Origin of the sequence: Nonomuraea zeae, from assembly GCF_005889725.1 — a bacterium.
Classification (GTDB): domain Bacteria; phylum Actinomycetota; class Actinomycetes; order Streptosporangiales; family Streptosporangiaceae; genus Nonomuraea; species Nonomuraea zeae.
The window spans coordinates 1-10,467 of sequence record NZ_VCKX01000376.1 but is presented as its reverse complement, the minus strand read 5'-3'; the positions used below and the strand labels follow the sequence as shown (position 1 = coordinate 10,467).

10 protein-coding genes and 1 riboswitch are annotated in these 10,467 nt (G+C 69.4%); of the genes, 4 read left to right on the top strand and 6 right to left on the bottom strand.

Annotated features, from left to right (window positions below):
* Both ETD85_RS55295 and ETD85_RS55290 read right to left on the bottom strand, forming a co-directional pair.
* A partial coding sequence (locus ETD85_RS55295; RefSeq protein WP_206059494.1) for a hypothetical protein occupies positions 1-525 on the bottom strand: 525 nt, incomplete at its 3' end.
* Between the two features lie 187 nt (positions 526-712).
* Positions 713-1,093 carry a nuclear transport factor 2 family protein gene (locus tag ETD85_RS55290; RefSeq protein ID WP_138697877.1) on the bottom strand — a complete coding sequence of 127 codons (381 nt, stop codon included), beginning with the start codon at positions 1,091-1,093 and terminating at the stop codon, positions 713-715.
* A 101-nt stretch (positions 1,094-1,194) separates the two neighbouring features.
* Here ETD85_RS55290 and ETD85_RS55285 point away from each other — a divergent pair, with 101 nt between their 5' ends.
* Both ETD85_RS55285 and ETD85_RS55280 read left to right on the top strand, forming a co-directional pair.
* Positions 1,195-1,977, top strand: coding sequence for a helix-turn-helix domain-containing protein (locus ETD85_RS55285; RefSeq protein ID WP_138697876.1), 783 nt, complete (start codon positions 1,195-1,197; stop codon positions 1,975-1,977).
* Positions 1,978-2,183: 206 nt separating this feature from the next.
* The gene (locus tag ETD85_RS55280; protein ID WP_138697875.1) at positions 2,184-2,801 is read left to right on the top strand and encodes a dihydrofolate reductase family protein; all 618 of its coding nucleotides are present in this window, start codon (positions 2,184-2,186) and stop codon (positions 2,799-2,801) included.
* A 558-nt stretch (positions 2,802-3,359) separates the two neighbouring features.
* Here the strand turns inward: ETD85_RS55280 and cimA are convergent.
* Together cimA and ETD85_RS55270 are read right to left on the bottom strand one after the other, a co-directional pair.
* Complete coding sequence (gene cimA / locus ETD85_RS55275; protein ID WP_138697874.1) at positions 3,360-4,937, bottom strand: citramalate synthase; 1,578 nt, start codon at positions 4,935-4,937, stop codon at positions 3,360-3,362.
* 253 nt (positions 4,938-5,190) lie between these two features.
* Positions 5,191-5,835, bottom strand: coding sequence for a DsbA family protein (locus ETD85_RS55270; protein ID WP_138697873.1), 645 nt, complete (start codon positions 5,833-5,835; stop codon positions 5,191-5,193).
* Between the two features lie 59 nt (positions 5,836-5,894).
* On the opposite strand from ETD85_RS55270, the gene ETD85_RS55265 reads away from it, so the two are divergent.
* Both ETD85_RS55265 and ETD85_RS55260 read left to right on the top strand, forming a co-directional pair.
* Positions 5,895-6,539: an O-methyltransferase gene (locus ETD85_RS55265; protein ID WP_138697872.1), complete on the top strand. Its 645-nt coding sequence runs from the start codon at positions 5,895-5,897 to the stop codon at positions 6,537-6,539.
* A gap of 85 nt (positions 6,540-6,624) precedes the next feature.
* Complete coding sequence (locus ETD85_RS55260; protein ID WP_138697871.1) at positions 6,625-7,608, top strand: aldo/keto reductase; 984 nt, start codon at positions 6,625-6,627, stop codon at positions 7,606-7,608.
* A 141-nt stretch (positions 7,609-7,749) separates the two neighbouring features.
* Here ETD85_RS55260 and ETD85_RS55255 read toward each other — a convergent pair whose 3' ends face one another.
* Together ETD85_RS55255 and ETD85_RS55250 are read right to left on the bottom strand one after the other, a co-directional pair.
* Positions 7,750-8,847 (bottom strand): branched-chain amino acid aminotransferase, encoded by a 1,098-nt coding sequence (locus tag ETD85_RS55255; RefSeq protein ID WP_138697870.1) that lies wholly within the window; start codon positions 8,845-8,847, stop codon positions 7,750-7,752.
* A 199-nt stretch (positions 8,848-9,046) separates the two neighbouring features.
* Positions 9,047-10,093 (bottom strand): 3-isopropylmalate dehydrogenase, encoded by a 1,047-nt coding sequence (locus ETD85_RS55250; protein WP_138697869.1) that lies wholly within the window; start codon positions 10,091-10,093, stop codon positions 9,047-9,049.
* 99 nt (positions 10,094-10,192) lie between these two features.
* Positions 10,193-10,341: riboswitch (cyclic di-AMP (ydaO/yuaA leader) on the top strand.
* The last annotated feature ends 126 nt before the right edge of the window (positions 10,342-10,467 follow it).

Genomic DNA, 10,467 nt, shown 5'->3' with positions numbered 1-10,467 from the left:
GCTCACCCCCGCCACCCCTGGCACCGCGTACGAATGCGGCGCGTCGGCCGCCAGCAACGCCGCGACCTCCGCCGCCGCCCCCTCACCCAGCCAGCCCGGGTCACCACCCGAGCCCAGCCGGCCCGCGCCGTCACCCGAGCTTCCCCAGCTCGCGCCGTCACCCGAGCCCTGCCGGGCGGGCGGCTCCTCGGGCGCGCGGGTCAGGCTCATCCAGGAGAACCGCCCGCTCTCCTCCACCCCGTCCACCTTCGCCGTCACCTCACCGACCAGCTCGGCGTCGCCCAGCGGCCGGTACGTCGCCCCCAGCTCCGCCAGCGCGTGCCGCACCAGCTCCACCGCGCACGACGTGCCACCCCACACGGCTAACCGATCACGCCGCGACACCTGAGGGCAGCCGACCACCACCGCGTCGCCCAGCACCCAGGCCCGTCCTCCCCTGCCCAGGCCCTGCCCCGCCCACATCACCAGATCGTCGTCCCCGCACGCCGCCCGCAGATCGCGGGCGGCCCGCAGCTCACGGATCACAGGATCGCGTCCTTCCTCGAAGCCTGTCGCGGCCGACTCCCTCGACGGGCCCTCCTCCGCCGCGCTCTGGGCGCGCGCGGAGTCCTTCCCGCCCGTTTTCGTACATGTCAGCCCAATTATCTGCACGACTTCTCATAAGGCGACAATCCACCCCAAGGGCTCCCACTGAGCGCCGGGGACGACCTGCTCAGAACATCCCGTTCGGGATCTCTTCCGGCTCCGGCACGGGCTGCACCACGTCCCAGTGCTCGACGATCTGGCCGTCCTCCAGCCGCCAGACGTCCACGACCGCGATCCCGCGCCCGCCCTCGGGCGGAACCATGTGATAGTGCATCACCACATAGTCGTCCTCGGCGATCACCCGCTTGAGGTCGAGCCGGGACCCGGCGACCGGGGCGCTCGCGATGAACTCGATGAACGCCTCCCGCCCCGACGGGTTCCCCGGGCTGTGCTCGACGAAATCCTCCCGGAGCAAGGTACGCAGGATGCCGATGTTGCCTGCCGCGAATTCGGTGAAGCCGCGCAGGGCGAGCTCTTTGTTGCGTCCGCTGACGCTGATCTCCGTCATGCGGACCACGATCGCGCCGCCGGGCCCGGCCTGTCGATTACACGGGATGTAATGGACAGGCCGCTGGTCAGGCGGGTATCGCGGGCGGATAGAAAGGGAGGATGCATCGTGATCGCCCGGTCGGCGAGCTGCTGCGCGAGTGGCGCAGGCGTCGCCGTCTGAGCCAGCTCGACCTGGCCATCCAGGCTGACGTGTCCACCCGGCACGTCAGCTTCGTCGAGACGGGGCGGACGATCCCGAGCCGCGCCATGCTCCTCCACCTGGCCGAACGCCTGGACGTCCCCCTGCGCGAGCGCAACCGGCTGCTGGTCGCGGCCGGGTACGCGCCCGCCTACGACCGGCGTCCCCTGGAGGACCCGGACCTGGCCCAGGCATACGAGGCCATCCGGAGCGTGCTGAGCGGGCACGAGCCGTTTCCCGCCGTCGCCGTGGACCGCCGCTGGAACGTGGTGCTCACCAACTCGGCCATGGAGGTCTTCCTGGACGGGGTGGATCCGGCGCTGCTGGAGCCGCCGGTCAACATGATGCGGCTCGGCCTGGACCCGCGCGGGTTCGCGCCCCGGCTGCGGAACTTGGGGCAGGTGCGCGCGTACCTGCTGCCCCGGCTCGCCCGCCAGGCGGCCCGCACGGGGGATCCCGTGCTGGGCTCGCTGTACGAGGAGCTCCGGGCGTACGGGGCCGAGGACGAGCCGCCCGCCGCCGGGCCCGCCGACATCGCCCTGCCCATCCAGCTCGGGTACGACGGGGTCGAGCTGTCCTTCTTCAGCACGATCACGACGTTCGGCGCGGCCTTCGACATCACGCTCGACGAGATCGCCGTCGAGTCCTTCTTCCCCGCCGACGCCGCGACCACCGCCTATCTGCGGCGATCGGCGACTTCGTAGCGCCGCCGACGGCGAACACGCCTGATCTGACCGGCGCGTCGTCCGGCTCCTTCTCTCTCGATCCTTCGGCTGATCCAGGAGAAGGTAGGCAGCTCGGGCCCCGGCCGCCGAGACGCTTTTCCCGGAAGGTGCGTGGCGGGCGATGAGTTTCGGGTGCGGGATTCGTCGTCATGGGCACAGACGCGACGACAGACGGGAGCACGACGATGAGGATCACCCTGGCGACATTCCTGTCCTTGGACGGGGTCATGCAGGGACCGGGCACGCCCAGTGAGGACACCAGCGGCGGGTTCGAGCACGGCGGCTGGCAGTTCCCCTACGCCGACGAGCAGCTCTGGGCCTACAGCGCCAAGTGGTTCGCCGAGGCGGACGGCTTCCTCCTGGGCCGGAAGACCTATGAGATCTTCGCGGCCTACTGGCCGACCGTCACCGACGAGAACAATCTGATCGCGACCCGGCTCAACAGCCTGCCGAAGTACGTGGTCTCGACGACGCTGGACCGCGCCGAATGGCAGCACACGACGGTCATCAGGTCCGACGCACTCAAGGAGATCGCCGAGCTGAAGGCCCGTCCCGGCCGGGAGCTGCAGATCCACGGCAGCGGCGTCCTCGCGCAGTCGCTGCTGGACCACGGCCTGATCGACGAGCTGCGGCTGTGGACCTATCCGGTCGTCCTGGGCAGCGGCAAGCGGCTCTTCGAGCCGGGGCGCGCGGCGACGGCGCTGAGCCTGGTCGAGTCCAAGCAGAGCAGCAGCGGCTGCGTGCTCAACGTCTACCGGCCCGCGGGCAGACCGACGTACGGCGACTTCACCCAGGACGGGTAGGACGGCGCGGTGGTTCGTTGACAGCGCGACGGGTGATGGAACCGCCCGCCATCCCGTCCCCCGGGCCGGGCCGGGCCGGGTCGTTGGGCTCTTGAGCGACTTCGGCCTCTGGCGTGGACCTGCGCCTGCCGGGCCACCGTCTACGAGCTGTGCGCCGGCGGCAGCGAGGGCCTGCTCCGACGCACTGTCCAGTTCGACGGCGGACACCAGGTGCAGAAAACAAGACCGGCGTCCATCAACGACGCGTGGAGCCTCTGGGCCGCTCTTCTGGATGGAGCCGTCCGATGAGCCGGGGCCAGCCGGTGGCCTGACCTCTCATGTCACCGCTCTTCAGCGTGGCGTCACCGAACAAGCGCCCACCGGGTGACCGGTCCACGGTGGGCGAGAGCGGGGTTTCGGGGGTTCGAAAGGGGCGGCAGCCCCCTGGGAGGCGCTGCCCGGAGCCCCCGTCGCGCGCAGCGCGCCCTCGAAGGCGGAGGACCGTGCAGTGCGCCCCCGGAGGCCGAGGACCGTACTGTGCGCCTTCGAAGGCAGAAGGGACCGTGCTGGACCGTGCTGTCAGGCGGTTCCGTGGCCGGCCCGGAGCAGTCCGTACGTGACCGCCTGCTCCAACGCCTGCCAAGAAGCGTCGATGATGTTCTCCGCCACCCCCACCGTCGCCCACTCGGCCGTTTCGTCGCTGGAGGTGATCAGCACGCGCGTGATGGCGTCCGTGCCGTGCGTGCCCTCCAATATGCGGACCTTGTAGTCCACCAGCTCCAGCTTCGCCAGCTCGGGGTAGAGCTGCTCGAGCGCCAGCCGTACGGCCTTGTCCAGGGCGTTCACGGGGCCGTTGCCCTCGCCCGTGGCCACGATGCGCTCGCCCTTGGCGTGCACCTTGACCGTGGCCTCGCTGACCAGCTCGCCGCCCTTCGTCCGCTCGACGATCACGCGCCAGGACTCGACCTCGAAGTGGCGCTTGCGCTCACCCTGCACGGTGTCGCGCAGCAGGAGCTCGAAGGAGGCGTCCGCGGCCTCGAACGTGTAGCCCTTCGCCTCCAGGTCCTTGACCCGCTCGACCAGGGACTTGGTGTGCTCGGGCGTGAGCTCGTAGCCCAGCTCGCGGCCCTTGAGCTCGACCGAGGCCCGCCCCGCCATGTCGGAGACGAGCATCCGCATGTCGTTGCCGACCTGGGCGGGGTCGATGTGCTGGTAAAGGTTGGGGTCCACCTTGATGGCGCTGGCGTGCAGGCCGGCCTTGTGCGCGAAAGCGGACATCCCGACGTAGGGGGCGTGGGAGTTGGGGGTGACGTTGGTGACCTCGGTGATCGCGTGGGCGATGCGGGTCATGTCGCCGAGCGCCTCCTGCGGCACCAGGTCGAAGCCGCGCTTGAGCTGGAGGTTCGCGACGACGGTGAAGAGGTTGGCGTTGCCGGAGCGCTCGCCGTAGCCGTTGGCGCAGCCCTGGACGTGCGTGGCGCCCGCCTTGACCGCGGCCAGGGTGTTGGCGACCGCGCAGCCGGTGTCGTCGTGGCAGTGGATGCCGACCCGGGCGCTGGTCTGCACGGCGTGGTGGACGATGTCGGCCAGCTCGTCGGGGAGCATGCCGCCGTTCGTGTCGCACAGGGCGATGACGTCGGCCCCGGCTTCCGCCGCGGTCCTGAGGACCTCCAGCGCGTAGGCTGGGTTGGACTTGTAACCGTCGAAGAAGTGCTCGGCGTCGAGGAAGACCCGCTGCCCCTCCGCACGAAGGTGAGAGACCGTGTCGCGGATCATCGCGAGGTTCTCCTGGAGAGTCGTGCGGAGGGCCAGCTCCACGTGCCGGTCGTGACTCTTGGCGACAAGGGTCACGACCGGCGCGCCGGATTCGCGCAATGCGGCCACCAATGGGTCGTCGGCTGCCTTCACACCGGCCCGGCGGGTCGCGCCGAACGCGGCTAGTTGCGCGTGCTTCAGATCGAGCTCTGTTCGAGCCTGCCTGAAGAACTCTGTGTCCTTGGGATTGGCGCCCGGCCAGCCCCCCTCGATGAAACCGACGCCCAGGCTGTCCAGGTGGCGCGCGACGGCAAGCTTGTCGGCGACTGTGAGGTTGAGCCCCTCTTGTTGTGCGCCGTCACGCAGCGTCGTGTCGTAGACGTGGAAGCGGTCGTCGGCCATGAGTCTCTCTTTTCCGGAAGGTCTCTCTGAGTGGGAAAACAAAAAGACCCCTCACGGACGTGAGAGGTCTGCGCGCTGGCGGTGTCCCTTTGTCAGCCAGCGCGCCTGCCGATAATGAGCAGACCGTAGAACATGGTGCCGCCCAGTCTGCCATACCGATTCACCATTCGGCACACCGATCTCACTCTTCGGGACACGACTCAGGTAAAAAGCTCACCACCTGCGCATTACCGAGGGTGTTCATCCGGCTAGGTCACACCTCGATGCCGTCGCCGCCCGTGATGACGCGTTCGAGCGCCTGCGGGTCGAACGCCTCCCCGCCCAGCTGCCGGCCGTCGAGCAGCACGGTCGGCGTGCCTTCGAGCTGGACCTTGGCGGTCTCCACCAGGTGCTGCTCCGCGTACGACTGCGAGGTGACGCACTCGTCCACCGACGCCCCCGCCTTCCTGGCCGCCTGCACCAGCTCCGCGACGGTGAAGCCCGACGCCACGCCATGCGGGGCGGGCTGGAGGTCGTACAGCTCGTCCCTGAACGCCAGCCAGCTCTCCTCGGGCACGCACCGGGCGGCAGCGGCGGCCCGGATGGAGTTCGAGCGCATGGGCTCGTCCTGGAAGATCGTCACCTGGTGGAAGACGACCTTGACCTTGCCCTCCCTGGCCAGCTTCTGGATCGTGGCGTCCACCTTGGCATGCATGTCCTTGCAGACCGGGCAGTCGAAATCCTCGTACACGTCGAGCACGGGAGCATCGCTCCCCCGCTCGCCGAGGACCATCGAGCCGTCAACCTGCCTGGCCAGCCGTACCCCGTCAGAGGACGCTCCCGGCTTCGAGAACGCCAGCACCCCGAGCACGGCGATCGCCACGCACGCGATCGCGACCGCCACCAATCGCTTCATCATTCGCCAACTCCCGCCTCATCGATCGCGCAGACACTATCCGAAACGGAAACAATGCCTTCATGAAGGCATATCTCTTGGATCCTGCCGTGGCCGAGTACGTCGCCGCCCACACCACGCCGCCCGACCCCCTGCTCGATGAGCTGGCGAGAGAGACGGCCGCCGCCACGGGGGACTCCGCGACCATGCAGATCTCCCCGGACCAGGGCAGGTTCCTGACGATGATCACTCAGCTGATCTCGCCGTCGGTGGCCGTGGAGGTCGGGACGTTCACCGGCTACTCCTCCCTGTGCATCGCCCGGGGGCTCTCCGGCGGCCGGCTGCACTGCTTCGACGTGAGCGAGGAGTGGACGTCCATCGCGCGCCGCTACTGGCGCGAGGCCGGGGTGGCGGATCGGGTGACGCTCACCCTGGGGCCCGCGATGGACACGCTCGCGGCCTTCGACCAGCGCATCGACCTGGCCTTCCTCGACGCCGACAAGGGCAACTACCCGGGCTACTACGAGCTGCTCATGGAACGCCTGCGGCCGGGCGGGCTGCTGGTGGCGGACAACACGCTGCGCAGGGGGTTCGTGGCCGATCCCGCGCACGAGGAGACCACGACCGTGGAGATCCGCCAGTTCAACGACCTGGTGATCGAGGATCCGCGGGTGACCGTGCTCCTGCTGCCGGTCGCCGACGGCATGACCATGATCAGGAAGAACTAGGACACCGGACCGGGCACGGGCGGGCGCCGGCATGGCCGGTCGGGAGGGGGGCAGTCTCGACAGGACGCATTCGTGAGGGGGAGACATGCAATATCGCGCTCTCGGGCGGCGCGGCCCGACCGTGTCAGTGCTGGGATTCGGCGCGATGACGCTGGCCCCCGGCATCTACGCCGACGTCGACGAGCGGGAGGCCGCGGGAACGCTCCAGGCGGCGCTGGACGCGGGCATCACGCTCATCGACACCGCCGACATCTACGGCGCCGGCCACAGCGAGAGCCTGATCGGCCGGGTGCTGCGGGGACGGCGCGAGGAGTTCGTGCTGGCCACCAAGTTCGGCGGCGACCAGGACGAGCAGGGGCGGCTGGTGCCCGGAATGGGCAGGCCCGAGTACGTACGAAGCGCGCTGGACGCCAGCCTTGCCCGCCTGGGCACCGATCGCGTGGACCTGTACTACCTGCACCGGCTCGACCCGGACACGCCCGTCGAGGAGACCATGGGCGCGCTGGCCGAGCTGGTCCAGGCCGGGAAGATCGGGCACATCGGGCTGTCGGAGGTGTCGGCCCGGACGATCAGGCGGGCCTGCGCCGTCCATCCGGTCACGGCGGTGCAGAGCGAGTACTCGCTGTTCAACCGGGCGCCGGAGAAGGAGGTGCTGCCGGTCTGCGAGGAGCTGGGGGTCGGCTTCGTCGCCTACAGCCCGCTGGGCAGGGGGCTGCTCGGCGGCGCGATCCGCGCTCGCGGCGAGCTGGGGCCGGGCGACTGGCGAAGGGGGAATCCGCGCTTCCAGGAGGGCAACCTCGACCGCAACGTGGCGCTGGCCGACTCCGTGGCGGCCCTGGCGGGCGAGCACGGCCTGTCCGTGGCGCAGCTCGCGCTGGCCTGGCTCATGCACCAGGGCACCGTCCCGATCCCGGGGACCCGCCGGGTGGCGAACGTGCGGGCCAACGCCGCGGCGGCCGACGTGACGCTGGACAAGGAGGTCCTGCTGCGGCTGGAGGAGCTGGTGCCGCCCGGTGCGGCGGCGGGCGCGCAGGGCGATGACGCCTACCTGGGCAACATCGACCGCTGAGAGTCACGGAGAGTCACGAGAAGCCGGCGCCTCGGGGCAGGTGGGCGTGGGCCCCGGGGCGTGCCACCACACGAGCGGGCACGTCTCGGGGCCGTCGACAGGTCTCGGGGCCTCGGCACCCCAGCCGGGTGAAGGCGCAGGTCAGATGATCTTGTGGACCCAGTTGTGGGCGTCCGGGCGGGCGCCGTACTGGATGCCGACCAGCTCCTCGCGCACCCGCATCGTCACCGGACCCGGCGTGCCGTCGGCCACGGTCCAGGACCGGTCGGCGCCCTTGACGGTGCCCACCGGCGTCACCACGGCGGCGGTCCCGCACGCGAACACCTCCGTGAGCTCGCCCGACTCGGACGCCGCCTGCCACTCGTCGACCGAGATGAGGCGCTCCTCCGTCTCCAGGCCCAGGTCGCCGGCCAGCTCCAGGATCGACTCCCTGGTGATGCCGGGCAGCAGGGTCCCGGTCAGCGCGGGCGTGACGAGCTTGTTGCCGAAGACGAAGAACAGGTTCATCCCGCCCATCTCCTCGACGTACTTGTGCTCGCCCGCGTCCAGCCACACCACCTGGTCACAGCCGTTCTCCACGGCCTGGCGCTGGGCGACGAACGCGGCCGCGTAGTTGCCGCCGCACTTCGCGAAGCCGGTGCCGCCGGGGGCGGCACGGGTGTACTCGGTGGACAGCCACACCGAGACGGGCTTGATGCCGCCGGTGAAGTACGAGGCCGCCGGCGAGGCGATGACCATGTACTTGTACGTCCTCGACGGATAGTTGACCCCGAGGCCCGCCTGGGTCGCGATCATGAAGGGCCGCAGGTAGAGGCTGTGCCCCTCGGTGGTCGGCACCCACTCCTTGTCGGTCTCGACGAGCAGCTCCAGCGAGTCGACGAACGTCTCCTCCGGCAGCTCGGGCATGGCCATGCGGGTGGCCGAGCGGTTGAAGCGGGCGGCGTTCGCGTACGGGCGGAACGTCACGATCGACCCGTTGGTCTGGCGGTACGCCTTCAGGCCCTCGAACAGCTCCTGCGCATAGTGGAAGACCGAGGTGGCCGGGTCGAGCGAGAGCGGCCCGTACGGCAGGAGCCTGGCGTCGTGCCACCCCTCGCCCTCGGTGTAGTCGATCGAGATCATGTGATCCGTGAAGGTCTGCCCGAAACCGGGATTCGCCAGTACCTGCTCCCGCTCGGCCGCGGTGCGAGCGTGGTCGGATAGCTGCACGTCGAAGCTGAGCTTCTGAGCGATGGTCATGACGACGGTCCTTCTCTCTGCGACTCTACGAATCCTACGAACCTGCGACAGCTGCGCTGCCCGTGAGGCAGTCCGTACTTCCTATTGTCTCGCCATATGGGATGGCAAGCGGCCAATGGGGTGGTTCGCCCGTTTGGACGTGAAAAAGCGCCTGGCAGTCCTCCTCGGACCACCAGGCGCGTTTCGGGGCTAGGCGGTCCTAGCCGGATACTCGCGCGGTGATGTCGTCACCGATCTCGCGGGTGGTGCGGCTCGCCCCGCCGGCCAGCCGGTCCACGATGTCGTCGGCGACCGCCTGCTCGACCCTGGCCGCCTCGGCGCTCAGGCCGAGGTGGTCGAGGAGCATGGCGACCGACAGGATGGTCGCGGTGGGGTCGGCCTTGCCCTGCCCGGCGATGTCGGGCGCGCTGCCGTGCACCGGCTCGAACATGCTGGGCGCGGTGCGCTCGGGGTTGATGTTGCCGCTGGCCGCCAGGCCGATGCCGCCCGCGATGGCCGCGCCGAGGTCGGTGATGATGTCGCCGAACAGGTTGTCGGTGACCACCACGTCGAACCGCTCGGGCTGGCTCACGAAGAACATCGAGGCCGCGTCGATGTGGCTGTAGTCGGTCGTGACCTCGGGGTATTCCTCCGCCAGGCGGTTGACCGTGCGCTGCCACAGGTCGCCGGCGTAGGTGAGCACGTTGGTCTTGTGGACGAGCGTCAGCTTCTTGCGGGGCCGCGACTTGGCCTTCTCGAACGCGTAGCGCACCACGCGCTCGACGCCGTAGGCGGTGTTGAGCGACTCCTGCGTGGCGATCTCGTGCGGGGTGCCGCGCCGCATGACTCCGCCGGTGCCCGCGTAGAGGCCCTCGGTGCCCTCGCGGACGACGATCATGTCGATGTCCTCGGCGGACGTGTCGGCCAGCGCCGTCTCCACCCCCGGGAACAGCTTGACCGGCCGCAGGTTGACGTAGTGGTCGAACGCGAACCGCAGGCGCAGCAGCAGGTCGCGCTCAAGGATGCCGGGCGGCACGCTGGGGTCGCCGACCGCGCCGAGCAGGATCGCGTCGTAGCCGCGCAGCTCCTCCAGCACCGCGTCCGGCAGCGTCTCGCCGGTGCGGTGGTAGCGGGCGGCTCCCAGGTCGTAGTGGGTGGGCTCGATCTTCGTGCCCACTGCCTCCAGGACCTTGAGTCCTTCTGCCACGACCTCGGTGCCGATGCCGTCTCCTGGGATGACGGCCAGGCGGATGTTACGCGACTCCATGGGCGGTACCTTACCGGCTCGTCTCGACTGACGAACACACCATCTCATTTTCCGGACGTCCACTTTTGTCCTGTTTGCGAGCTTTTGACCCTTTTGTTAGAGTCCGTCGGGCCTAATCCACACAGCCGCTGTGTGGAGCCGGGGACCCACTTTCCCCCCTGGGGCGAATCGGCACACCCTCCGTGCCGTAGGGCTACTTCCAGGCCCGAGCCCGTCAGCTAACCCGGCCGGCCGTATGGAAGGACAGTCCCCTGTCTCCCATTTCTCTGCCACGTGTCGCTTTGGTTCTGGCGGCAGGCATCGCCGGGCTCACCCTGAGCACCCCCGCCCAGGCCCTGTCCCCTATACACATCTCCGAGCCCACCCACGAGAAA

Bases quoted from the DNA above. Each gene is read 5' to 3' on its own strand.
- ETD85_RS55250 (WP_138697869.1), bottom strand. From the start codon at position 10,093: ATGGAGTCGCGTAACATCCGCCTGGCCGTCATCCCAGGAGACGGCATC.
- ETD85_RS55260 (WP_138697871.1), top strand. From the start codon at position 6,625: ATGCAATATCGCGCTCTCGGGCGGCGCGGCCCGACCGTGTCAGTGCTG.
- ETD85_RS55265 (WP_138697872.1), top strand. From the start codon at position 5,895: ATGAAGGCATATCTCTTGGATCCTGCCGTGGCCGAGTACGTCGCCGCC.
- ETD85_RS55270 (WP_138697873.1), bottom strand. From the start codon at position 5,835: ATGATGAAGCGATTGGTGGCGGTCGCGATCGCGTGCGTGGCGATCGCC.
- cimA (WP_138697874.1), bottom strand. From the start codon at position 4,937: ATGGCCGACGACCGCTTCCACGTCTACGACACGACGCTGCGTGACGGC.
- ETD85_RS55290 (WP_138697877.1), bottom strand. From the start codon at position 1,093: ATGACGGAGATCAGCGTCAGCGGACGCAACAAAGAGCTCGCCCTGCGC.
- ETD85_RS55280 (WP_138697875.1), top strand. From the start codon at position 2,184: ATGAGGATCACCCTGGCGACATTCCTGTCCTTGGACGGGGTCATGCAG.
- ETD85_RS55255 (WP_138697870.1), bottom strand. From the start codon at position 8,847: ATGACCATCGCTCAGAAGCTCAGCTTCGACGTGCAGCTATCCGACCAC.
- ETD85_RS55285 (WP_138697876.1), top strand. From the start codon at position 1,195: ATGCATCGTGATCGCCCGGTCGGCGAGCTGCTGCGCGAGTGGCGCAGG.